The 23,483-nt window shown below is 72.4% G+C and carries 22 protein-coding genes and 1 pseudogene; 9 read left to right on the forward strand and 14 right to left on the reverse strand.

The genetic code is table 11. The features are described from left to right. Positions 1 to 5: 5 nt before the first annotated feature. Positions 6 to 1,304: an MFS transporter gene (locus O7620_RS22440; protein ID WP_278124944.1), complete on the reverse strand. Its 1,299-nt coding sequence runs from the start codon at positions 1,302 to 1,304 to the stop codon at positions 6 to 8. Continuing rightward, positions 1,301 to 1,930, reverse strand: a complete 630-nt coding sequence (pdxH, locus tag O7620_RS22445) for a pyridoxamine 5'-phosphate oxidase (protein WP_278127108.1) — start codon at positions 1,928 to 1,930, stop codon at positions 1,301 to 1,303. The genes O7620_RS22440 and pdxH overlap by 4 nt, the downstream gene beginning before the upstream one ends. Before the next feature lie 282 nt (positions 1,931 to 2,212). Between pdxH and O7620_RS22450 the strand changes: the two genes are divergently transcribed. The 3 genes from O7620_RS22450 (at position 2,213) to sepH (ending at position 5,908) form a co-directional block, all read left to right on the forward strand. Beyond that, complete coding sequence (locus O7620_RS22450) at positions 2,213 to 3,319, forward strand: citrate synthase 2 (protein WP_030329620.1); 1,107 nt, start codon at positions 2,213 to 2,215, stop codon at positions 3,317 to 3,319. A gap of 193 nt (positions 3,320 to 3,512) precedes the next feature. After that, complete coding sequence (gene serC, locus O7620_RS22455) at positions 3,513 to 4,640, forward strand: phosphoserine transaminase (protein ID WP_278124946.1); 1,128 nt, start codon at positions 3,513 to 3,515, stop codon at positions 4,638 to 4,640. A 185-nt stretch (positions 4,641 to 4,825) separates the two neighbouring features. Beyond that, positions 4,826 to 5,908 (forward strand): septation protein SepH, encoded by a 1,083-nt coding sequence (gene sepH, locus O7620_RS22460; protein WP_151487973.1) that lies wholly within the window; start codon positions 4,826 to 4,828, stop codon positions 5,906 to 5,908. Positions 5,909 to 5,991: 83 nt separating this feature from the next. Here sepH and O7620_RS32100 read toward each other — a convergent pair. From O7620_RS32100 to O7620_RS22480, 5 genes and pseudogenes are all read right to left on the reverse strand, one after another. Further along, positions 5,992 to 6,138: pseudogene (locus O7620_RS32100) on the reverse strand (RNA 2',3'-cyclic phosphodiesterase); the annotation flags it as partial. Positions 6,139 to 6,151: 13 nt separating this feature from the next. Continuing rightward, the gene (locus O7620_RS22465; RefSeq protein WP_278124948.1) at positions 6,152 to 6,661 is read right to left on the reverse strand and encodes a hypothetical protein; all 510 of its coding nucleotides are present in this window, start codon (positions 6,659 to 6,661) and stop codon (positions 6,152 to 6,154) included. An 80-nt stretch (positions 6,662 to 6,741) separates the two neighbouring features. After that, positions 6,742 to 8,025 carry an MFS transporter gene (locus tag O7620_RS22470; protein WP_151487968.1) on the reverse strand — a complete coding sequence of 428 codons (1,284 nt, stop codon included), beginning with the start codon at positions 8,023 to 8,025 and terminating at the stop codon, positions 6,742 to 6,744. 74 nt (positions 8,026 to 8,099) lie between these two features. Next, complete coding sequence (locus O7620_RS22475) at positions 8,100 to 8,549, reverse strand: MarR family transcriptional regulator (protein ID WP_278124950.1); 450 nt, start codon at positions 8,547 to 8,549, stop codon at positions 8,100 to 8,102. Positions 8,550 to 8,663: 114 nt separating this feature from the next. Beyond that, positions 8,664 to 10,142, reverse strand: a complete 1,479-nt coding sequence (locus O7620_RS22480; RefSeq protein WP_151487967.1) for an NCS2 family permease — start codon at positions 10,140 to 10,142, stop codon at positions 8,664 to 8,666. Positions 10,143 to 10,230: 88 nt separating this feature from the next. Between O7620_RS22480 and O7620_RS22485 the strand changes: the two genes are divergently transcribed. Beyond that, positions 10,231 to 10,476, forward strand: a complete 246-nt coding sequence (locus O7620_RS22485) for a DUF2530 domain-containing protein (protein ID WP_151487966.1) — start codon at positions 10,231 to 10,233, stop codon at positions 10,474 to 10,476. 24 nt (positions 10,477 to 10,500) lie between these two features. Here the strand turns inward: O7620_RS22485 and O7620_RS22490 are convergent, their stop codons facing one another. Continuing rightward, positions 10,501 to 11,430: a DUF3027 domain-containing protein gene (locus O7620_RS22490; protein WP_192580114.1), complete on the reverse strand. Its 930-nt coding sequence runs from the start codon at positions 11,428 to 11,430 to the stop codon at positions 10,501 to 10,503. Here O7620_RS22490 and O7620_RS22495 point away from each other — a divergent pair. Continuing rightward, entirely contained in the window at positions 11,429 to 13,030 is a 1,602-nt protein-coding gene (locus O7620_RS22495) for an MFS transporter (RefSeq protein ID WP_151487964.1), read from the forward strand. The two genes, O7620_RS22490 and O7620_RS22495, sit on opposite strands and share 2 nt — an antisense overlap. 13 nt (positions 13,031 to 13,043) lie before the next feature. Then, on the forward strand, positions 13,044 to 13,694 hold the full coding sequence (locus O7620_RS22500) for a futalosine hydrolase (RefSeq protein WP_151487963.1): 651 nt from the start codon (positions 13,044 to 13,046) through the stop codon (positions 13,692 to 13,694). Here O7620_RS22500 and O7620_RS22505 read toward each other — a convergent pair. Further along, entirely contained in the window at positions 13,657 to 14,526 is an 870-nt protein-coding gene (locus tag O7620_RS22505; RefSeq protein ID WP_278124953.1) for a helix-turn-helix domain-containing protein, read from the reverse strand. The genes O7620_RS22500 and O7620_RS22505 overlap by 38 nt on opposite strands. A gap of 552 nt (positions 14,527 to 15,078) precedes the next feature. Between O7620_RS22505 and O7620_RS22510 the strand changes: the two genes are divergently transcribed. Further along, entirely contained in the window at positions 15,079 to 15,909 is an 831-nt protein-coding gene (locus tag O7620_RS22510; RefSeq protein WP_278124954.1) for a 1,4-dihydroxy-6-naphthoate synthase, read from the forward strand. Here O7620_RS22510 and O7620_RS22515 read toward each other — a convergent pair. Both O7620_RS22515 and O7620_RS22520 read right to left on the reverse strand, forming a co-directional pair. After that, complete coding sequence (locus tag O7620_RS22515; RefSeq protein WP_088986676.1) at positions 15,870 to 16,256, reverse strand: cold shock domain-containing protein; 387 nt, start codon at positions 16,254 to 16,256, stop codon at positions 15,870 to 15,872. The genes O7620_RS22510 and O7620_RS22515 overlap by 40 nt on opposite strands. 27 nt (positions 16,257 to 16,283) lie before the next feature. Further along, positions 16,284 to 16,907 (reverse strand): HAD hydrolase-like protein, encoded by a 624-nt coding sequence (locus O7620_RS22520; RefSeq protein WP_151487960.1) that lies wholly within the window; start codon positions 16,905 to 16,907, stop codon positions 16,284 to 16,286. An 83-nt stretch (positions 16,908 to 16,990) separates the two neighbouring features. On the opposite strand from O7620_RS22520, the gene O7620_RS22525 reads away from it, so the two are divergent. Beyond that, a complete protein-coding gene (locus O7620_RS22525) occupies positions 16,991 to 19,477 on the forward strand; it encodes a helicase-associated domain-containing protein (protein ID WP_278124958.1) in 2,487 nt (828 codons plus the stop codon). Between the two features lie 28 nt (positions 19,478 to 19,505). On the opposite strand, the gene O7620_RS22530 is transcribed toward O7620_RS22525, so the two are convergent. Further along, positions 19,506 to 19,742: a hypothetical protein gene (locus tag O7620_RS22530; RefSeq protein WP_278124959.1), complete on the reverse strand. Its 237-nt coding sequence runs from the start codon at positions 19,740 to 19,742 to the stop codon at positions 19,506 to 19,508. Positions 19,743 to 19,838: 96 nt separating this feature from the next. Next, a complete protein-coding gene (locus tag O7620_RS22535; protein WP_278124960.1) occupies positions 19,839 to 20,723 on the reverse strand; it encodes a L,D-transpeptidase family protein in 885 nt (294 codons plus the stop codon). Positions 20,724 to 20,860: 137 nt separating this feature from the next. Here O7620_RS22535 and O7620_RS22540 point away from each other — a divergent pair, with 137 nt between their 5' ends. Then, positions 20,861 to 22,540, forward strand: a complete 1,680-nt coding sequence (locus O7620_RS22540; protein ID WP_278124961.1) for a DNA repair helicase XPB — start codon at positions 20,861 to 20,863, stop codon at positions 22,538 to 22,540. Positions 22,541 to 22,734: 194 nt separating this feature from the next. Here the strand turns inward: O7620_RS22540 and O7620_RS22545 are convergent, their stop codons facing one another. Further along, positions 22,735 to 23,424 (reverse strand): hypothetical protein, encoded by a 690-nt coding sequence (locus tag O7620_RS22545; protein WP_278124963.1) that lies wholly within the window; start codon positions 23,422 to 23,424, stop codon positions 22,735 to 22,737. Positions 23,425 to 23,483 lie beyond the last annotated feature (59 nt).

Genomic DNA, 23,483 nt, shown 5'->3' on the forward strand with positions numbered 1-23,483 from the left:
ACCGGTCACGTGCGGTCGTCGCTCGACGCGGTCGCGGCCCGGTAGCGCAGCAGCGCCGGGAACGCGACCGCGAGCACCACCACGAGCACCGCCGAGGCGAGACCACCGGCGACCCAGGCCACGCCACCGCCGAACCCGGCGGCCATGGTGCCCGCCCGCAGGTCGCCCAGGCGCGGGCCACCCGCCACCACCACCGTGTTGACGCCCTGCAGCCGGCCGCGCATCCGGTCCGGCGCGTACACCAGCAGCATGGACTGGCGCAGCACGGCGCTGACCAGGTCGGCGGCGCCGGCGACGGCGAGCAGCAGGACCATCAGCCAGAGCTGGTGGGCCAGCCCGGCGGCGGCGATCGCCAGACCCCAGGCCACCACCGCGACCACCAGGCCGAGGCCCTGCCGGCGCAGCCGACCGATCCAGCCGGAGGTCAGCCCGCCGATCATCGAGCCGATCGCGATGGCGCTGTAGAGCAGGCCGACCGCACCACCGCCGCCGAATCGCTCGTGGGCGATCTCCGGGAAGAGCGCCCTCGGCATGGCCAGGATCATCGCGATCAGGTCGACCCCGAAGGAGAGCAGCAGCACCGGCGTGGTGGCCAGATACCGGAATCCGTCGATCACGCTGGCCAGGCCGGCGCGGTGGGCCTGACCGTCGGCGGGCGGCTCGGGCGGCAGCGCGGGCAGCCGCAGCGCGGCCCAGAGCATCGCGGTGAACAGCACCGCGTCCACCCCGTACGCGATCGGCAGCACCACCGTGGTGTCCGGCGAGGCGGAGAGGATCAGGCCGGCGGCGAGCGGGCCGGCGACCGAGGCCGCGGTGAACGTCGTGTAGTTCAGGGTGCTGGCGGCCGGGACCAGATCCTCCGGGACCAGTCGGGGCAGCATGGCGCTGCGGGCCGGCGAGGTGATCGCGAACGCCACCGACTGCACCGCCATCAACGCCAGCAGCAGCACCGGGCTGCCCACGTTGAGCAGCGCCTGGACCAGCAGCCCGAGGGTGGACGCCCAGAGCAGCACGGACCCGCCGAGCAGCACCGCACGGCGGTCGCGGGCGTCGGCGACCGCGCCACCCCAGAGCCCGAAGATCAGCAGGGGTACGAACGCCGCGACGCCCAGCAGACCCACCCAGAACGAGTCCCGGGTCAGGGCGTACATCTCCACCGGGACCGCGACGGCGGTGAACTGGAAGCCGAACATCGCCACGGTGTTGCCGAGCCACAACCGCCGGTACGCCGGGACGCGCAGCGGACGGACGTCGATCGCCCAGCGGCGCGCTCCGCGCGGCCGGGCCTCCTGCACACCGGTCACGGGGCCAGCCGCTCGACGGTCCAGTCGCCCTCGTCGACGTGGCGGAAGCGGAGCCGGTCGTGCAGCCGGCTCGCCCGGCCCTGCCAGAACTCCACCGCGTCGGGCCGGACCCGCAGCCCGCCCCAGTGCGGCGGGGACGGGATGACGGTCTCGTCGGCGTACCGCTCGGCGGCCTCCCGGTAGCGCTCTTCCAGCGCGGCCCGGTCCGGCACGACCTGCGACTGCGGGCTGGCCCAGGCGCCGAGCTGGGAGCCGCGCGGACGGCTCGCGAAGTACGCGTCGGTCTCCGCGCGGTCGACCGGGGCGATCCGCCCGGTGACCACCACCTGCCGCTGCATCGGAAACCACGGGAAGACCAGGCTGGCGTACGGGTTGACGCTCGCCTCGACACCCTTGCGGGAGAGGTGGTTGGTGAAGAACACGAAACCGTCCGGGTCGTACCCCTTCAGCAACACCGTCCGCCCACTCGGCCGGCCGGCCGCGTCGGCGGTGCCCACCACCATCGCGTTGGGTTCGGGTAGCCCGAAGGCCACCGCGTCGGCGAACCAGCGGTCGAACTGGGTGTGCCAGTCGGCGGCCAGGTCAGCTTCGGTCAGGCCCAGGTCCGCTGCGTACTCGTTACGCATGGCGGCCGGGGCGGGTGTGTCGCCCGTCACGTCCCCACTCCTTCTCGGCGGCCTCGCCGGCACCCTCCCGCGCTGACCAGCCCGCACCGCCCCAGTCTCACCGAGCCGCGCGGAGAATGCGCGTCCTGAGATGTCGTGTGCAGCACAGTCGCAGCGGGTCGCGTATCCGGTTACTGAGCGGGCAAGATGTTCCGAACACATCCCTGAGGGTCGCCTAAGGCGCTCGGCCGATCGGGCCGGATGAGCCGGACCGGGCGCACCGACCAGATCCAGGAGAATGACATGGCCGATTTCAAACCCGGACTGGAGGGCGTAGTCGCCTTCGAGACCGAGATCGCCGAACCTGACCGTGAGGGTGGCGCGCTGCGCTATCGCGGGGTCGACATCGAGGATCTGATCGGCCAGGTCTCGTTCGGCAACGTCTGGGCGCTGCTGGTCGACGGCCGGTTCGGGCCCGGCCTTCCGCCGGCGGAGCCCTTCCCGGTGCCGGTGCACTCCGGCGACATCCGGGTCGACGTGCAGTCGGCCGTCGCCATGCTGGCGCCGTACTGGGGTCTCAACCAGCTGCTGGACATCTCCGACGAGCAGGCCCGCGAGGACCTGGCCCGGGTGTCGGTGACCGCGCTCTCCTTCGTCGCCCAGTCCGCCCGCGGTCTCGGTCTGCCGGCGGTGCCGCAGAAGGAGATCGACAAGGCGCAGACGATCGTCGAGCGGTTCATGAAGCGCTGGCGGGGTGAGCCCGACCCGCGGCACGTCAAGGCCGTCGACGCGTACTTCATCTCGGCCGCCGAGCACGGCCTGAACGCCTCCACGTTCACCGCCCGCATCGTCGCCTCCACCGGGGCGGACGCGGCGGCCTGCATCTCGTCGGGCATCGGCGCCCTCTCCGGCCCGCTGCACGGCGGTGCCCCGTCCCGCGTGCTCAGCATGCTGGAGGCGGTGGAGCGCAGCGGCGACGCGGAGGGCTACGTCAAGGGTGTCCTGGACCGCGGCGAGCGTCTGATGGGCTTCGGTCACCGGGTCTACCGTGCCGAGGACCCGCGCGCCCGCGTGCTCCGGCGCACCGCCAAGGAGCTGGGCGCGCCGCGCTTCGAGATCGCCGAGGCGCTGGAGAAGGCGGCCCTGGCCGAGTTGCAGGCCCGCCGCCCGGACCGGGTGCTGGCCACCAACGTCGAGTTCTGGTCGGCCGTCGTGCTCGATTTCGCCGAGGTGCCGGCGCACATGTTCACCTCGATGTTCACCTGCGCCCGGATGGGCGGCTGGAGCGCGCACATCCTGGAGCAGAAGCGCCTGCAGCGGCTGGTCCGTCCGTCCGCCCGCTACGTCGGCCCGGAGACCCGCAAGCCGTCCGACGTCGAGGGCTGGGCCGCCATCCCGCACGGCGTCTGATCTGTCGGACCGGGTCCCTCCGGCACGCCTGGCGTGCCGGAGGGACCCGGTCGCGGATAACGCCGGTGGATGTGGCGAAGGACTCAGGTCCGCCCTCGGGGGCCCGGCTTACACCGATGGGTCCGGGTGCGAGGATGAGGGTCGGCAGTGTCGCCGGGCCCGCCCTCGCCCTTGCGGAAGGATCTTCAAGACCGTGGCTGACGCACCGACCATCCGGATTCCCGATGAGATCAAGCCCGCCGACGGACGTTTCGGCTGCGGCCCGTCCAAGGTCCGTCCCGCGGCGGTGTCCGCTCTCGCCGAGGTGGCCACGAGTTACCTAGGAACCTCGCACCGGCAGAAGACGGTCCGCGACCAGGTGGCCCGGCTGCGCTCCGGCATCTCCGAGTTCTTCTCGCTGCCCGAGGGCTACGAGGTCGTGATCGGCAACGGCGGCACCACCGCGTTCTGGGAGGTCGCCACCTTCGGTCTGATCCGCGACCGCGCCCAGTTCGCCAGCTTCGGCGAGTTCGGCGCCAAGTTCGCCACGTCGGTCTCCGACGCGCCGTTCCTGGGCGAGCCGACCGTCCGCAAGGCCGCCGCGGGCAGCGCGCCGACGCTGGTCGCCGAGTCCGGCGTGGACGCGTACGCGACCCCGCAGAACGAGACCTCGACCGGCGTCGCGGTGCCGATCAGCCGGGTGGCCGGCGCGGACGAGGGTGCGCTGCTGCTCGTCGACGCCACCTCGGGGGCAGGCGGCCTGGAGGTGAACGTCGGCGAGACCGACGTCTACTACTTCGCCCCGCAGAAGTGCTTCGGCTCCGACGGCGGGCTCTGGCTGGCGCTGATGTCGCCGGCCGCCCTGGACCGGGCCGCCGAGATCAAGGCGTCCGGCCGGTACATCCCGGCCTTCCTCGACCTGGTCACCGCGATCGACAACTCGCGCCTGGAGCAGACGTACAACACCCCGGCGCTGGCGACCATCTTCCTGGCCGCCGAGCAGACCGACTGGATGAACGCGCAGGGCGGTCTGGCCTGGGCGGCCAAGCGCACCGCGGAGAGCGCCGCGACGGTGTACGGCTGGGCGGAGCGGTCCACGGTGGCCACCCCGTTCGTCACCGACCCGGCACTGCGGTCCAACGTGGTCGCCACCATCGACTTCGCCGACGGGGTGGACGCCACCGCGATCGCGAAGGCGCTGCGCGCCAATGGGATCGTGGACACCGAGCCGTACCGCAAGCTCGGTCGCAACCAGCTGCGGGTGGCGCTGTTCCCGGCCGTCGAGCCGGCCGATGTCGAGGCGTTGACCGCGTCCATCGACTACGTGGTCGAGCGCCTCTGAGGTTCGTCACGGTGGGTGTCCGTCGGGGCCTCGACGGACACCCACCGTGATCATCGTTGCAGCTCAGTCGCGACATGCGGGGTGTCGCTTCCCCCACCCCGAGACAGATGCGCGTACGGTGGTCCGAGACGCCTGGGTGGCCGACTCGTGGCGTGCGGCCAACGAAGCGGGACGGAGGCAACGCTATGCGCCCAGTACGCTTCGTCGCCCTCTCCGAGGACGGCCATGCCCTGGTTCTCGCCGACGAGGTCGGGCGGCTGCTCGCCCTGCCTATCGACGACCGGATCGCCGGCGCGTTGCACCCCGAGCCCGGCGCGCCGCCGCTCCCGGTGGCACCGCCGTCGGCCGCTGACCCGATCCCGTCGCTGTCCCCTCGCGACATTCAGGCCCGGATCCGCTCCGGCGAGTCCGCCGAGGACGTCGCCCGGATCGCCGGCGTGCCCGTCGATCGGGTGCTGCGCTACGCGGGCCCGGTGCTCCAGGAGCGGGCGATGCTCGCTCAGCACGCCCGCCGCACCCGCCTCAAGGGCGCGGAGAAGCCCACCCCGCTCGCCGAGGTGGTCAACGGTCGGCTGAGCCAGCACGGCATCGACACCGAGAAGATCTCCTGGGACGCGTACCGGCGGGACGACGGCACCTGGCGGATCATCGCGACCTGGCCGTCCGGCAAGGCCACCGCGCAGGCGATCTGGGATCTCGACAAGACCCGGCAGGCGGTCACCCCGCACGACGACATGGCACAGTACCTGTGCGCCGAGCGGCCCACGCCGATTCTCGGCCAGGAGCCGGCGCCGGAGCGGGGTGGGCACGCCCTGCCCGGTCCGTCGCGCGGCGAGCCGAGCCGTGGCGGGCACGGGCTTCCGGCGGCGTCGGAGCACCCGCGACCCGGTCGCGACCCGATCCGCGCCGGCCGGGACGCGCTGCTCGCCTCCCTGGACCGCCCGCTCGGCGCCTCGTCGGGTCGCGGTCTGGAGCCGCGTACGCCGGCTGCCCTTGCCGGGTCGGACGCTCCCCGGCAGCGGCCGGTCGGCGGGGGCGCCGCGGCGCTGCTCGGCGGCGGCCAGGGTTCGGCCTTCGACGACGACTCGGACGCGCCCAAGGAGGTGCCGGCCGTGCCGTCGCTGGCGGTGCTGCGGCCCCGCCGCACCGGCACTGCGGCAGCAGCCGCCGGTGAGTCCACCGATGCCAACGGCAAGCCGCGCAAGAGGCTGCCGAGCTGGGACGACGTGCTCTTCGGCAGTGGCCCCGCCGCGCGTGAGTCCTCCTGACGCTTCGCGTTGACGGGTGGCGGTTCGCCACCCGTCGGCGCGAGGCACGGCCAGCCCCTCCCCGATCTTGCACTTTCTGCCCGGGCGACGGTGAGATGCAGGTGGGCGGGGTCGGCGAGCCGGACGTTGGTGCCGGCGGCCGCCGCCGCGCCCACGCGCAGCCGGGCGACCTGTGCGCCGAGATGGTTGACCGCCTCGACCGGCGGGTCGACCGCGACGAAGAGTCGCACACCGTCGGCCCGCTCAGTGGTGGCGTTGCCGGTGCCCGGCGCGGGCCGCCGGCAGGGTCAGCCCGGCGGCGTGCAGCACGCCCTCGACCCGCACCCGCTCGATCTCCTGGTCGACGCCCTCCAACACGGCGAGGTGTTCGGGGATGCCGAGAGCACGGCAGGCCAGTCGGAGCCGGTCGTCGTACGCCTGGAGCACCGCGCCGTGCCAGACCATCGACCGGCCGGCGCCGCCGATCCGTTGGCCCCCGAGGCGGCGCAGATCGGCGGCCAGCTGTTCCAGAGGCCGCCGATCGGCCCGGTCGAACTCGCTGAGATCGATGTCCCGGGTCAACGCGTCGGCCTCGATGGCCCGGTCGAGGCGGGCGATGGTGCGTCTCTCCTGACGGCGCTCACGCCACTCGGACCAGCCACACACCACCCGGTCGAGGATCTCGTCGTAGCAGAAGAGCAGGGCGAACGCCGCCGGGAGGCTGGCCACGGCGAGGAACGCCAGGGCCAGCATCAGCGCGCGTCCGACTCCCACGTATCGACGCTAAGCCCCGGCGTGCCACCTCGCCAGCGATTTGGCCGCATCCGCGCCATCCGCCGATCAGGGCGCGACCCTCAGCAGTCGGCGGAGGTCACGTAGAAGCGGGGCATCGGCAGCACCCGGAAGCGCAGCCGGGCGCCCGAGCGGCGCAGCTGCCAGGTGAGGGCGATCAGCGCGGTGGCCAACGAGATCAGACCACCCATCCAGATGCTGGCGCCGGCCCCGAAGTGCTCGGCGACCCAGCCGATCAGCGGCGCGCCGACCGGGTTGGTGCCCAGAAACACCAGCACCCACAGGGACATCACCCGCCCCCGGAAGGCCGCGTCCACCCCCAACTGGACCCGCTGGTTGGACGCCTGGGCGAAGAAGACCATGAAGAAGCCGGTCGGCACCAGCAGCACCACGACCAGCCAGTACGTGGACGCGAAGCCGACCAGGGTGCCGAAGCTGGCACAGGCGATCGCGGCGCCGAGCACCAGCCACACCGACGGGCGGCTACGGCGGCCGGTGCCGCTGAGCGCGCCGCCCAGCGCGCCGACGGCCAGAGCGGTGCTGAACAGGCCGAAGGAGGCGGCACCGGTGTTGAAGACCGTCTTCGCCAGCGCGGCGAGGGTGAGCTGGAAGTTGAACAGCGACATGCCGATCACCGACATGACCGCCATCGGCAGCAGCAGGTCCGGTCGACGCCACACGTACCGCAGACCGTCGATGACCCGCGCGGACGCCCGCTCGTCGCGCGGCAGCAGGGCCTCGCGGTGCAGCTCGGCCGTCCGCATCCGGACGACGTTGACCAGGGGCGCGATCGAACTGAGGGCGGTGAAGAGGAAGACCGGACCCACGTCGAAGGCGGCGATGGCCAGGCCGGCGACGGCCGGGCCGACGATCCGCGCCGAGTTGAACACGGCGGCGTTCAGCGACAGCGCGTTGGGCAGCAGGGGCGTGCCGACGAGTTCGGAGACGAACGCCTGGCGCACCGGGGTCTCCACGGCGTTGGCCGTGCCGAGCAGCGCGGCGAACGCGAAGACGTGCCAGAGCTGCACCAGGTCGGTGAGGACCAGCAGGGACATGCCGAGCGCCAGCACGCTCCAGAAGGTGTTGGCGGCGAACAGCAGCACCCGCTTGTCGTACCGGTCGGCCAGCCGGCCGGAGAGCAGCGTGAGCAGCAGCACCGGGGTGAACTGGCAGGCGGTGACCACGCCGAGGGCGGTCGCCGAGTTGTCGGAGAGCTCGAGGACGAGCCAGTCCTGGGCGATGAACATCATCCAGACACCGATCAACTTGATCAGCTGCCCGGATGCGAAGAGCCGGTAGTTGCGGACCTGTAGGGACTGGAACATCGTGCTCAGCTTGGCCTGCACTCTTGGTGCGCCTCCTCCGGGACGTACGCGTCATCGACAGGTGACGGCACGGCCCGGTGGCGTGGGCGCGGTGCTCAGGCGCGAGCGAGCTGCTGGAGAATCTCGGCGGCCCTGTGCAGGGTCTCCCGTTCGTCCTCGTCGAGCGCGGCCAGCCGGTGGGCCAGCCATTCGTCGCGGGCCCGCTCGAACTGGTCGAGCACGGCCTGCCCTCCTTCGGTAGCCGCGAGGATGACCTGCCGGCCGTCGGTCGGGTGGGGGGTCCGCTGCACGAGGCCGCGTTCCTCCAACTTCGCGACGATCTTGGTCATCGTCGGTGGCTGCACCCGCTCCACGTCGGCCAGTTCCCGAGGCGTCATGGCACCCGCCAGCCGCAGGCTGGTGAGCGCGGAGACCTGGGTGACCGTGAGGTCGCCGACCGGTCGGGCCTGGCGGACCCGCCGGTTGAGTCGGGTGATCGCATCTCGCAACTGGGGAGCCAGTTGCGCCGGTGGCACGCGTTCCGCCGTCACCGTCCGCTCCGTCACGTTAGTTAGCTTAACTAATGAGCCTGGCTAACGACATCCGTTATGACCAGGCTCACGAGGATGTTTGCGCTGCTCCGGGCGGGGAACCCGGTCGGGTTCCCCGCCCGGAGGGGGTCACAGCACCAGGGACTCGATGGGCCCGCGCAGGAAGTACAGCACGAACAGCGCGGCCACCCCGTACAGCAGCGGGTGGATTTCCCGGGCCTTACCCTTGGCCAGCTTCACCACCACGAAGGTGATCAGACCGGCGCCGATCCCGTTGGAGATCGAGTAGGTGAACGGCATCAGCACGATGGTGAGGAACGCCGGAATGGCGATCTCGTAGTCGGACCAGTCGATCGTCCGCACCGCGGTCATCATCAGGAATCCGACCACCACCAGCGCCGTCGACGCCGCCTCGAACGGCACGATCACCACCAACGGCGCCAGGAACATCGCCAGCAGGAAGAGCACGCCGGTGACCAGGCTGGCCACGCCGGTCCGGGCACCCTCCCCGACACCGGCGGCACTCTCGATGTACGACGTGTTGCTGGAGGTGCTGGCCGCACCGCCGGCCGCCGCCGCGATCGAGTCGACCAGCAGGATCTCCTTGGCCCTCGGCGGCGTGCCCTGCTCGTCGAGCAGGCCACCCTCCTGGCCGACCGCCACCATCGTGCCCATGGTGTCGAAGAAGTCCGTGATCAACAGGGTGAAGACGAACATCAGCACGACCACCCAGCCGGCGCGCCCCCACGAGTCGAGCACGTTGAACTTGCCGAGCAGCGACAGGTCCGGCAGGTCCACCACCGTCTTCGGCAACTCCGGAACGTTCAGCGACCAGCCCTTCGGGTTGGGCTTGCCGTCGACGAACGACGGACCGATGTTGCCGACCGCCTCCACGATCACCGCGAGCACCGTCGAGGCGAGGATGCCGATCAGAATCGCGCCCTTCACCCGGCGCACCACCAGCACCAGCGTGAGCAGCAGGCCCACCACGAAGACCAGCATCGGCCAGCTCACCAGCTTGCCGCCGATGCCCAGGCCGACCGGAACCGTGGTGTTGGCGGCGTCCGGGATGCGCCGGACGAAGCCGGCGTCCACCAGGCCGATGATGGTCAGGAACAGTCCGATGCCCACGCCGATGGCGGTCTTCAGCTGGGTCGGCACCGAGCGGAACACCGCGGTCCGCAGGCCGGTCAGCACCAGCACCGCGATGATCACACCTTCGATCACCACCAGGCCCATCGCGTCGGCCCAGGTCATCTCCGGCGCGATCTCGTACGCCACCAGGGCGTTGACGCCCAGACCGGCGGCGAGCGCCAGCGGGAACCGGCCGACCACGCCCATCAGGATCGTCATCAGGCCGGCGACCAGCGCGGTCGCGGCGGCCAGCGCCGGAATCGGAAGGGTCTTGCCGTCCCCGTCGACGGCACCGCCCAGGATCAGCGGGTTGAGCACCACGATGTACGCCATCGTGAAGAAGGTCGCCAGGCCACCGCGTACCTCGCGGCTCATCGTCGAGCCGCGCGCGGAAATCTCAAAGAACCGGTCGAAGCTGTTACGCGGGTGAGCGGGGTTGGGAGGTGTGCCGTTCTCGGGCGGCGCTACTGCCATCGGGTCCTCGCAGGTGATCTTCCGGTTGTCGCGCGCATCGTCCCAGATCAGCGGCGGGCAGGGGAAGTGGATCGCGTACGCTTGCCGAATGCCGAACGAGCAACAGCCGCGGCCCGCGCCCCTGGACCCGCCGATGGTGCCGTTCGCGGTCGCCGGGCTGATCGCGTGGGCGGTCGCCGGGCTCGTCCTGTTGCTCTTCTTCCGGGGCTGGCTGACCGACCACGGTCACGAGAACTGGCTCTGGACCTGCCTGGCCGGGTTCCTCTGGGGCTTCCCCGGCCTCGCCGTCATGCTGCGGCACGACGCCAACCGGCGCCGCCGCCGCGCGAGCTGACCCCGCCGGCGCCGACGCGAACCGTCAGGGGTGCCCGTACGGCTCCGCCGGCTCGGCGGCCTCCACCGACCCCGGTGCCCGACTGACCGACATGGCCTCCACGGCGCTGTCGTCGTACACCGTCGGTAGTTCCTCCACGGCGGTCTCGACCGCCTCGATCAGCGTCTCGGAGTGAGCGCCGCAGCCATGGTCGGCGCTCACCACCCGGCCGTCGTCGGGCGCGTAGAAGTTGCCGCACGCACCGAAAGCCGCGCGCATCGCACCCGCCAGGGGCAGGTAGAAGCCGCAGGTGCCGCAGCGGGCGGCGGCCGGCGCGGCCGTCGAGATCGCGGCGGACGGGCCGTGCTCACCGTCGTACCAGCGCTGCGCGGCGTCGATACGACCCTCCCGGGAGAGCACCCGGGCGCGGCCCAGGCCCAGCTCCCAGGCGGTCTCCTCGACCGCGGGATCGTCGGAGAGCAGGTAGCCGGGGGCCAGCCGGTCGTCGTCCGGCGGAGTCGGCAGCAGGTCACCCGGCCCGAGGTCGCCCGGCTTGAGACGCTCCTGCCAGGGCAACCAGCCGGGCGCGAGCAGCGCGTCCGAGCCGGGCAGCAGCACCGTCTCGCAGATCGTCACCGTCTTGCTGCGCGGCACCCGGGTGACGGTGACCGCCCACCGCCAGCCGCGGTAACCGGCGAGCCGGCATTCGAAGTAGTGGGTGACCAGCCGGTCGCCCTCGGCAACGACCTGCAGGTGATCGCCGACGTCGTCGGCCTCCACCTCGGTGATGCCAGCACGAGCCACCTCGACGGCGGCGGCGCAGACCTGGTCGAGACGGGCGGCGCGGGTGGAGGCGGGCCTGGTCACCCGACCATTGTTCCCCATGCGCCCCGCAGGGGTGACAGGGACTCCCGGGGAACCTTTCCCCGCAGTGGTGCGGCGCACCTGGATCAGATGGGCGAGGATGGTGCACATGCCGTCGTACTCCCGCTCCGGGCGTTCCGTCCTCGGGCGGACCGTCGGCACCGGCATCCGGACGATCCGCCTGCTGGTGCGCGGTTCGGTGGGCAGCGGACGCTGGGTGACCCGCCGGGCCGGACGGGCCCGGGCGCGGGGGGCCGGCGGCGAGGTCGGCATGGTCCGCCTGTTCGATCTGCACGCGCTGTCCTGCGCCGGTGACACGCTGATCGCCATCGGCCTGGCCGGGACGATCTTCTTCAACGTGCCGCTGGGCGAGGCCCGCAGCAAGGTCGCCCTCTACCTGCTGGTGACCATGGTGCCGTTCGCGATGCTCGCCCCCGTGGTGGGCCCGCTGCTGGACCACTTCCGGCACGGCCGGCGCTACGCCCTGGCCGCCACGATGCTCGGCCGCGCGTTCCTGGCCTGGCTGATCTCCGACTACATCCACGGCTTCGGGCTCTACCCGGCCGCGTTCGGTGTGCTCGCGCTGTCCCGGGCGTACGGCGTGGCCCGCTCGGCCGCCGTGCCCCGGCTGCTGCCCGAGGGGCTGGGCCTCTCGCAGGTGGGCGCCCGGGCCAGCGTCTATGGCACGGTCGCGGGCGCCCTGGTGGCGCCGATCGGGCTGGCCGCGTTCTGGTTCGGGCCGCAGTGGCCCCTGCGGGTCGCGTCGCTGATCTTCCTGGTCGGCATGGTGATCTCGCTTCGCCTGCCGCCGAGGGCCGACTCCGAGCCGCCCGAACGTGTCCCCCGTCCGCTGCGCGCGCTGGGCCGCCGCGGGGGTGACCGGCCGCTGGGCCGGGGCCGACCCGCCGGGCGGTTGGTGATCGCCACCCTGATCGGTGCGGCGACGCTGCGCGCGGCGTACGGCTTCCTGCTGCTCTTCCTCGCCTTCGCGATCAAGAAGGGTGACCTGACCACCGACGTGTTCGGCCGGGAGTTGGGTGCCGAGTGGGCGTTGGGACTGGTCGGCGGTGCGCTGGCGGTCGGCAGTTTCCTGGCCACCGCCGTCGGCACCCGGCTGCGCATCCATCGGCCGGCCACCATCCAGTCCAGCAGCATGGTCATCGTGGCCGGGGTGGCGGTGCTCGCCGTGATCCAGTTCTCGCTGCCGATGGTCGCCCTGCTCTGTCTGGTCACCGCGCTGGTGAGCGGGGTGGCGAAGCTCGCGGTGGACGCCTCGATTCAGGAGCGCATCCCGGAGCGGCTGCGGGCCAGCTCGTTCGCCCACTCGGAGACGGTGCTGATGCTGGCGTTCGTCGCCGGCGGCGGGCTCGGACTGGTCCCGTTCGACGGGCGGGTGGGTATCGCGGTCGCCGCCGGAGTGGCCGTACTGGCCGCCACCCGGGGCGTGCTGGTCGCCGCCCGACTGCGCGGCGAGAAGCTGGCCGGCCGGCCGCTCGGCGACGACGAGTTGACCGACGACGAGCCGGCGGACGAGCCCGCCGACCCGACGCCCACCTCGCCGGCACCCAACCAGGCCAGCTCGCCGCAGTACGACGAGCCGGGGCTGGCACCGCCGGGCTACCACATCTACCGACCGTCCTCGGCGGTCGGCGGCCCGGGTGGCGGCGCGGACGAGGAGTCCCGCCGGGAGTCCCCGGGCCCCCTCTCGTGACCAGGCTGCTCTCGTGACCGGGCTACTCGTCGTGACCGCGGTGCCCGCCGAGGCGGACGCCGTGCGGGCCGGGCTGGCCGACACGAGCGTGACCGTCGCCCCGGTGGGGGTGGGCCCGGCGGTGGCCGGTGCCGCGACGGCCCGGCTGTTGGCGCTGGCCGAGGCGGCCGGGCACCCGTACCGCGCGGTGGTCAGCGCCGGCGTGGCCGGCGGCTTCGCCGGGCGGGCCGCGGTTGGCGACACGGTGCTGGGCACCGCGAGCATCGCCGCCGACCTGGGCGCCGAGTCGCCCGACGGTTTCATCCCGATCGAGGACCTGGGCATGCCGCCCGCGCTGCTCGGCGGCGGCAGCGCGGTGCCCGCCGACCCGCGGTTGCTCGCGGTGTTGCGGGCGGCCCTGCCGAACGCCACGGTCGGCGCGGTGCTCACGGTCAGCACGGTCACCGGCACCGCCGCCAGCACCGAGGAGCTGCGTCGGCGACATCCGGAGGCGGTCGCCGAGGCCATGGAGGGGTACGGGGTGGCGGTCGCGGCCGCGCAGGCCGGGGTCCCCTTCGCGGAGCTGCGTACCATCTCCAACCCGATCGGCCCGCGCGACCGCGACGCCTGGCGGCTGCGCGAGGCCCTCAGCGCCCTGACCTTGGCGGCCCCGGCGCTGCACTGACAGGCCCGACGTCAAGCGTGAGCGCCGACGGCCGACTTGCCTGTAGCTCGAACCCGCAGGCGAGCAGGAACAAGATGTTGCCGGCCTCGGCAACCGCGTGGGCGGTCCGGATGCCGGCCACCGCCATCTCCCTGGCCAGCAACCCGATCAGCTGTCGCCCGATGCCCAGGGTGCGCAGGCCGGGAGCAACGAGAACACCCTCCAACACCAGCTCACGCTGGTCGCCCCAATCCTCGCCGAGGAGGAGGTCAACGCTCCGCTCGTGGGCCCTCAGCTCGCCGACCGGCCCGGTCCCGGGAACCTCGGCGAGAAAGCGCCACGACGTGGTCGGCAGCCCTTCGGAGGCACGCCGGAACCGCACCTGGACGCGTGTGCGATCCCGCAACCGCCGGTCGTCCCGCCGAGCGCGATCCAGGTCGTAGGTCAGCTCCGGCACGCGCACCGGCCACAACCGCTGCGGAAGCGTGTACGAGTGCACCCACCAGGCGCCAGGCCAGTCCTTCAGGCTCAGGACTCGGCGGACGTCGAGATGCGCCGGGTACCGCCGGCCGGCCTCGTCCCGCGGCTCGTCCTCTGGCGCGGCCTCTCGCTCGCTGACCGCCTTGCCGGAGGGGTCGCCGGGCCGTGTGACGGCGAGCTCGCCGCCGGCCGCGAGAACCAGCCGCTCCACCGTCCGGAAGGCCGTCTGGGCACCCTGCCCCGCCTCGATCCGCGCCACCGTGCTCTTCGGAACCCCGGCCTGCTCGGCCAACTCGCGCTGGCTCAGATCGGCACGTCGACGAAGATCCCGCAAGGTCGCCCCCACGTCGATCGCATCCTTGTCGGCAGCCACCGCACCATGGTTTTCCGCTCGGGTCGCGCCGTCAACAGCACCCCGTCCACCTGTGGACAACCCTGTGGATCGTGTCGCCGCCGCTGTGTACATCTCTTGCTGAATGCCTGTAGAGCTGCCCCGTGGGTGGGGCAAGCCGGGTACACGCCGCGGGCACGGCCGGGTACACGCCGCGGGCACGGCCGGGCCGGGCCGGGCACGGCCGGGCCGGACCCGGCTGGACCGCAGCTCACCCTGACGCGAACGCTCGCTCCACCGCGCCGGGCGGCGGGACCCGGCTGGCCATCCCCGCCAACACCGCGCCCCACTCACGGGGCAGCTCTACAGGGAGCACAGCAACCATCGCCACCTCACACCGGCCGGCACCCAATGGCCGGACCCGCGCCGACCATCTCCGCCGCCACCGCGCCCCACCCACGGGGCAGCTCTACAGGAAGCACAGCAACCATCGCCACCCCACACCGGCCGCCACCCCGACGATGGCTGACTGGCACCTCACAGACCCGGCACCACGAAGTGGGCGCAAGTGGGGACAGGGCTAACGTGAAGGGCGTGGCGCTCTCTCTGGCGATCTCGCCCTGCCCCAACGACACGTTCGTCTTTCACGCCCTCGTGCACGGCCGGGTGCCGGGTGCGCCGCCGTTCGAGGTGACGTACGCCGACGTGGACGTCACCAACACGGCCGCCGAGCGGGGCGCGTTCGACCTGGTGAAGGTGAGCTTCGCGGCGCTGCCGTGGCTGCTCGACGACTACCACCTGCTGCCCTGCGGCGGTGCGCTCGGTCGCGGCTGCGGGCCGCTGGTGCTCACCAGGGGCGACCGCACCGACCTGACCGGCGCGACGGTGGCGGTGCCGGGTGACCGGACCACCGCGTACCTGCTGTTCCGGCTCTGGTCGGCCGGGCAACCGCCGGCACGGGTCGAGGTGGTCCCATTCCACGAGATCATGCCGGGCGTCGCGGCCGGCCGCTACGACGCCGGGCTGGTCATCCACGAGGCCCGGTTCACCTACCACCGGCACGGCCTGACCGCGCTGGTCGACCTCGGCGAATGGTGGGAGGCCGACACCGGCCTCCCCATCCCCCTCGGCGCGATCCTGGCCCGGCGCGGCGCGGTCGACCCGGAGGCCGCCGCCGGCTGGGTCCGCGAGTCGGTCCGGCAGGCCTGGGCGGACCCGGCGGCGAGCCGGGAGTACGTCCTCGCGCACGCCCAGGAGATGGAACTCGACGTGGTGGACCGGCACATCGGCCTCTACGTCAACGAGTTCACCGCGGAGCTGGGCGAAGCCGGCTTCGCCGCGGTGACGGCACTGCTCGACCGCGCCGCCACCGCCGGGCTGGTGCCTCAGACCTCCAGCTCGCGCGCCACCGCGTGGACCAGCTGAGCGATCTTCTGCGCGGTCTTCTTGTCCGGGTACCGGCCCCGGCGCAGATCCGGCTGGACCTTCGCCTCCAACACCTTGATCATGTCCTCGACGAGGCCGTGCAGCTCCTCGGCCGGCCGGCGACGCAGCTCCGCCATCGACGGCGGCGCATCCAGCAGCTTGACGCCCATGGCCTGCGCGCCCCGGCGGCTGTCCACCACGCTGAAGTCGACCCGCTGACCACCCTTGAGGTCGGTGACGCCCGCCGGCAACGCGCCCTTCGGCAGGAACACGTCACCGCCCTCGTCACTGGTGACGAAGCCGTATCCCTTGGCCGTGTCGTACCACTTCACTCGACCCGTAGGCACCTGAAAACCCCTGCTTCACTTGAGCCGCTACTGCTCCAAGGCTAGCTGGATCATGCCGTCGAGCGCCCCTGGGAATCCGGTGAGATCGTCCAGCACCACTTCCGCACCCGCCGCGAGCAGCTCATCTCGCGAGCACGGACCCGTCGCCACGCCGATTCCCGGCACCCCGGCCGCCCTCGCCGCCACCATGTCCGCCACGTGGTCACCGACGTAGTGGGTTGCCCCGTGCTGCCGCAGGGCGGTCGCCTTCTGCTCGGCGAACAGGTCACCGGCCACCTCGTCGACCGCGATGCCGAGATGGTCCAGGTGCAGCTGTGCCAGCCGGGCGATCTTGGACGTGACGACGAGCACCCGTCCGCCCCGGGCACGGATCACCTCGATCGCCTCCCGTGCACCCGGCAGCGGCACGGTCGGGGTGATCGCGTACGCCGGGTACAGCTCCCGGTACACCAGCACGGCCGACTCGACCTCCTCCGGCGGGAACCAGTGCGCGATCTCCGTACGCAGCGGCGGGCCGAGCCGGGACACCGCCAGCTCGGCGTCCACCGGCACGCCGGTCCTCGCGGTCAGCGCCCGATAGGCCGCGGCGATACCGGGACGGGAGTCGACCAGCGTCATGTCGAGATCGAATCCGACGGTCAGTGCAGACATGTCGAGAAACGTACCGCCGACTCCCGACCGGGCGGACGTCCGAGGGGCGCGACAGCCCGGTGCCGGGCTAGCGTGGAAAGACGATGACCACCTCACTCGCCGACCACCTACGGTCGCTGCCCGACGATTCGCTGGCCGCGCTCCTCCAGCTGCGGCCCGACCTCGTCGTGCCCGTGCCGGCCGACATCTCCGCCCTGGCCATCCGTGCCCAGTCCCGGGTCTCGGTGGCCCGCGCGCTGGACGGACTGGACCAGTTCACCCTCCAGATCCTCGACGCCGCCCGCCTCACCCGGACCCCGGACGACGGCACCACGGCCACCGACGCCGTGCTCGCCATGGCGACCACCGGACCCCACCCGCCGGCCCCGACGGCCGTCCGGGCCGCCGTGGGCAGGCTACGAGCGCTCTTCCTGCTGTACGGCCCGGAGCACGCGCTTCAGGTGGTACCCGCCGTCGACGAGGTGGCTCCGTACCCCGCCGGGCTCGGCCGGCCTGCCGCGGAGCTGGACCCGCGCACGGCCGCGCTCTGCGCGGACCCGGCGAAACTGCGTCGGACGCTGCTCGCCGCGCCCCCGTCGGCCCGGGCGATCCTGGACCGGCTGGCGGCCGGGCCGCCCGTGGGCAGCGTGCCCCCGGGCGCGCTGCAGGCGCCACCCGTCGGCGCGGAGGACCCGGTGCTCACCGACCCCACCAACGGCGGCGCGCCGGCCGGCTCCCCGGTGCGCTGGCTGGTCGACAACCGGCTGCTCGTGCCCATCTCGGCCGGCTCCTCGACGGCCAGCGGCACGGTCGAACTGCCCCGCGAGGTCGGCCTGCTGCTGCGCCGCGACAGCGGCCCGCTCGGCCCGCTGCGCACCAGCCCACCGCCGGTGGCCGCCGCGCCCCGCGAGGCGAAGGCCGTCGACTCCGCCGGCGCCGGTCAGACCATGGAGGTGGTCCGGCACACCGAGGGACTGCTGGAGCAGCTCGCCGCCGAACCCGCGCCGGTGCTGCGCTCGGGCGGCATCGGTGTCCGCGACCTGCGGCGGCTGGCGCGCACGGCCGGGCTGGACGAACCGATGACCGCGCTGCTGCTGGAGGTGGCATACGCGGCGGGGCTCGCCGGTGAGCTGGAGATGCCCGGTGCCGCCACCACCCGGTACGGGGTGGATCAGCAGGTGATGCCGACCGGCGGGTACGAGGTGTGGCGAGCTGCCTCACTGGCCCAACGCTGGGAGCAGTTGGCCCGCGCCTGGCTGACGATGACCCGGCAGGTGGGACTGGTCGGCCGCCGCGACGACCGGGACCGGCCGATCACCGCGCTCTCCGCCGAGGTCGAGCGGGCCGGGGCGCCGGGCACCCGACGGGCCGTCCTCGGTGTGCTCGCCGACCTGGAGCCGGCGACCGCACCCACCCCGGAGGAGGTGCAGGACCTGCTGGACTGGCGGGCGCCACGGCGCAGCCGGGGCCGGGAGGCCGGCCACCGGGAGGTGCTGGCCGAGGCGGCGCAGCTCGGTGTCACCGGGCTGGGGGCGCTCACCTCGTACGGGCGGCTGCTGCTCGGTGACCTGACGTCGACCGACGGGCGGAGCGCCGACGACCCGCTGGGCGTGCACGCGGACGTCGAGAGCGGCGACCCGTCCGACGCCGCCCGGGCGTTGGACGCGTTGCTGCCCGCACCCGTCGACCATTTCCTGGTGCAGGCCGACCTGACCGTGGTGGTGCCCGGCCCACCCGAGCCGTCGCTGGCCGCGGAGTTGGAGGCGATGACCGAACCCGAGTCGGCCGGCGGGGCGAGCGTGCACCGGGTCACCACGGCGAGTGTCCGGCGGGCGTTGGATTCCGGCTACTCGGCCGGCGACCTGCACGACGTGTTCCGGCGGCGGTCCCGGACCCCGGTGCCGCAGGGCCTCACCTACCTGGTGGACGACGTGGCCCGTAAGCACGGCGGGTTGCGGGTCGGCCTTGCCGGGGCGTACCTGCGCAGCGACGACGAGGCCCTGCTCAGCGAGGTGCTGGCCGACCGGCGGTTGGAGCCGTTGACGCTGCGCCGGCTCGCGCCGACGGTGCTGTGCACCCCGTACCAGGTCGCTCGGCTGTTGGGCGCGCTGCGCGACGCCGGGTACGCGCCGGTGCAGGAGGACGCGACCGGCGGCACGGTGCTGTCCCGGCCACGGATCCGACGGGCACCGACCCGGGTTCCGATGACCACCCGGACGCTCGATCCGCTGGCCGCCCCGAAGCTGCCCATGCCGCGTCTGCTCGGCGTGGTGGAGCACATCCGGCGCGGTGACGCGGCGGCGCGGGCGGCTCGACGGGCACCGGCGGTGGTGCGCGGTGGGGCGGCGGGGCTCGGCGGCGGTCCGGTGCCGGCGCACACCCACAGCGAGGCGTTGGCGGTGCTCCAGCAGGCGGTCCGCGACAAGGCGCTGGTCTGGGTCGGGTACGTCGACGCACACGGGGCGACCGCGTCCCGCCTGGTCAAGCCGGTGTCGATCGGTGCGGGTTACCTGCGCGCCGAGGACGAGCGGACCGAGATGCTGCACACGTTCGCGCTGCACCGGATCACCGCGGCGGTGCTGGCGGACTGAGGTGTGACGCCGCCGGCGGCGCGGTCGGTCAGCGGCGGCTGCGTCGTACGGTGCCGATGACGGAGACGACCAGGAGCAGCGCGAAGCCGGCGCCGGCGGACTCCCCGACCGAGTCGACGAAGCCCTGCCGAAGCACCAGCCACCCGAAGAGGAACCACCCGAGGAGGAGCGTCGCCGCGACGGCGTAGGCGATGACGGTCGCCCGGGACACCTCGTCGGGTGGTGCCTGCTCATGCTGTGCGATCACTTCACGGTCGACCGTCATGCCCAGCCTCCCCGCCCGGTACGGCCCTGGACTCCAGGGTGACACTCCTGGGACCGGTGTGACAGGGGATAAGACCCGGAGTGCGGCGCGTGTCGCTCAGGTGCCGGGGCGGCGGCCGATCAGCACCACCCGGGTGCCGACCTTGCCCAGCTCCCACATGCGGACGGCGTCGGCGTGCAGCAGGTTGACGCAGCCGTGCGAGCCGATCGACTTGTCGTGCAGGTAGGTGGTGGTCTCGTGGAAGCCCATGCCCTGGGTGAAGTGCTGCCAGTAGGGCAGCCACACCTCGTACGGGTTGGACCATTCCTTCAGGTTGCGGTAGTTGACCGCGTACGTGCCGGCGGGGGTGCGGTAGCCGGGCATGCCGGTGCGGGTCACCGTCGGCGGCATGATCACCTTGCCGTTGCGGAGCGCCCAGACGGTCTGCCGGGTCAGGTCCACGCAGAACGTGGTGCCGGTGCCGGCCTTGCAGCGGGCCGGGTCGGTGGTGGCGAGGCGCTGGGCCACGTCGAGGGTGGTCGGTCCGGCGCGACCCTCGACGGGGCGAATGTCGTACCTCTTCTGGAACTTCTTGATCGCGGCGCAGTCGGCGGCGGACTGCCGGCCGTCCACGGTGACGGCTCCGAAGCCGCCCAGCCGGGCCAGGTAGGTCTCGACCGCGCGCTGGTGCTGGCCCTGCGGGCAGCCGGCGACGGTCGGCGTACCCCTGCTCGGGGTGGGTGTGGGTGTGGGCGCCTTGCGGGTCGGTTTCGGGGTGGGCGTCCGGGAGGGTTTCGGGGTGGGCGCGGCCGGCGTGGATCGGCCGCGCTGGTCCGGCCCGGACGTGCCGCTCGCCCCCGTTGCCTGTTCCGCCGCACCGGCCGGTGCGGCTCCCCCGCCACCACTCCCGCCGGACTGCGGATCGAACGTGCACGCACCGGCGCCGACCAGCACGACCACCAGCATGGCGACCAGCGGGGATGTGCTCCGGACACGCTTCATGGCACCTCCCCCGGACAGTCGTCCCTTTGCTAGACGTTCGTGAGTGCCGTCCCGGTTGCACCCGGTGCGCATCTTTCTTTCGAGATTCCGAACCGTGCAACACTGGATGGTCGGCCAACCGAGGAGAGGACGCTGGCGTGAGCGGTGGACCACTGATCGTGCAGTCGGACAAGACCCTCCTGCTGGAGATCGACCACCCCGATTCGCAGGCCTGCCGGATGGCGATCGCGCCCTTCGCGGAACTGGAGCGTTCACCGGAGCACGTGCACACGTACCGGCTGACCCCGCTGGGCCTGTGGAATGCCCGCGCGGCGGGGCACGACGCCGAGGGTGTCGTCGATTCGTTGATCAAGTACTCCCGCTATCCGGTGCCGCACGCGCTGCTGGTGGATGTGGCCGAGACGATGGACCGCTACGGCCGGCTCCAGTTGGCCAACGACCCGGCGTACGGGCTGGTGCTGCGCGCGCTGGACCGGCTGGTGCTGATCGAGGTGGCCAAGAGCAAGAAGCTCGCCGGGATGCTCGGCGACAAGATCGACGACGACACGATCCGGGTGCACCCGTCCGAGCGTGGTCGGCTCAAGCAGGCGCTGCTGAAGTTGGGCTGGCCGGCGGAGGACCTGGCCGGTTACGTGGACGGTGAGGCGCACCCGATCGAGCTGGCCGAGGCCGGCAAGGACGGCCGTAAGCCGTGGACGCTGCGGTCGTACCAGCGGGAGGCCGTGGAGGCGTTCTGGGCCGGCGGGTCGGGTGTGGTGGTGCTGCCCTGCGGGGCCGGGAAGACGCTGGTCGGCGCGGCGGCGATGGCCGAGGCGAAGGCGACCACGCTGATCCTGGTCACCAACACGGTCGCCGGCCGGCAGTGGAAGCGGGAGCTGATCGCCCGCACGTCGCTGACCGAGGAGGAGATCGGCGAGTACTCGGGTGAGCGTAAGGAGATTCGCCCGGTCACCATCGCCACGTACCAGGTGCTCACCTCGCGGCGCGGCGGCACGTTCACCCACCTGGACCTGTTCGGCGCCCGCGACTGGGGTCTGGTCGTCTACGACGAGGTACACCTGCTGCCCGCGCCGATCTTCCGGTTCACGGCGGACCTCCAGGCCCGCCGCCGGCTGGGCCTCACTGCCACTCTGGTACGCGAGGACGGCCGCGAGGGTGACGTGTTCAGCCTGATCGGGCCGAAGCGGTACGACGCGCCGTGGAAGGACATCGAGTCGCAGGGCTGGATCGCCCCGGCCGAGTGCACCGAGGTCCGGGTGACGTTGACCGACGCCGAGCGGATGTCGTACGCGACGGCGGAGGCCGAGGAGCGCTACCGGATGGCGGCGACCGCGCGCACGAAGCTGCCGGTGGTCAAGGCGCTCGTCGACCGGCATCCGGAGGACCAGGTGCTGGTGATTGGCGCGTACATCGACCAGTTGCACCAGCTCGGCGAATATCTGGACGCGCCGATCATCCAGGGCTCCACCACGAACAAGGAGCGGGAACGGCTGTTCGACGCCTTCCGGTCGGGGGAGATCCGCACGCTGGTGATCTCGAAGGTCGGTAACTTCTCCATCGACCTGCCCGAGGCGGCGGTGGCGATCCAGGTGTCGGGCACGTTCGGGTCACGGCAGGAGGAGGCGCAGCGGTTGGGTCGGGTGCTCCGGCCGAAGGCCGACAAGCGGCAGGCGCACTTCTACACGGTGGTGTCCCGGGACACGATCGACACCGAGTACGCGGCGCACCGGCAGCGCTTCCTGGCCGAGCAGGGCTACGCGTACACGATCGTCGACGCGGACGACGTCCTCGGCCCGTCCCTGCCGTCCTTCGACTGACGCGTCACGCCCTGCCACCCTTGATCGACTCCGTTTCGGCGCACGGGGCGCGGGGTGTCTCTCGCGCTCGCTATGGAGCTGCTGTCACCCCTCGCCTACGGGCTCGTCGTCGTGCTCAGCCTCTTCGTCGCCTTCATCGGTGCGCGGTCCCTACTGGTGCCGTGACGCAAACCTCTTGATCACCTAGACGGGGGTCAGGGGGGTGGGCAGCGGTCTGGGAGGGTGACCTCGCCGGGGCGGTGCTCGAAGGTGTCCATCGTGAACCACTCATCGAGTTCTGGATCGAAGAGGTTCTGCAGGCCGAACTGCAGCACCTGCACCCATCGGCTCGGGTCGCGCTGGTCGACGTAGATGTCGCCGAGCGCGAGTGGGAACCGGAAGAACTCCCCCGGCACGGTCGAGCCGCCGACCACGCCCACCCGCCAGTGGTCGACGTGCCGGTCCTTCGCGCCCTGAAGGATCTCCGGGCCGACGTAGCGGGACGTCTTCAGCTTGTCGTTGAAGATCTGGCGGTTGAAGAACACCGGAACCTTGCTGCACGCCCGGGGCGGGAACAGCGGGATGTTCGGCCACTTGTAGGTGAGCGTGTAGAGCGTGTTCTCGTAGATCAGGTTCGTGAACCAGATCGGGTGCTCGGGGCCGCCGGCGATCATCTGGCTGTTGCCGTCGCGGCCCTGCCAGCTGAACGGCACGTCAATGCCGAGGTCGCGCACGACGTACCGGCCGGTGCCCCGGAAGTCCGCCGGCAGCAGCGGCGGTCGCGGCTCGCGCGGCACGGGCGCCACGTCACCGTCCGCCCGGGCCGCGCGGGGCAGCGGCGCGGCGGCCGGACCGGGCGCGACCACCCCGAGCGCGAACAGCCCGCCGGCCACCGCCGCAACCACAACCCGAGGTGTACGCCTCGACGCCATCGGCCCTCCGCCAGTGTCGACAGTGGCTGACG

This window comes from Micromonospora sp. WMMD710 (genome assembly GCF_029626045.1).
In the GTDB taxonomy this organism is placed as follows: domain Bacteria; phylum Actinomycetota; class Actinomycetes; order Mycobacteriales; family Micromonosporaceae; genus Micromonospora.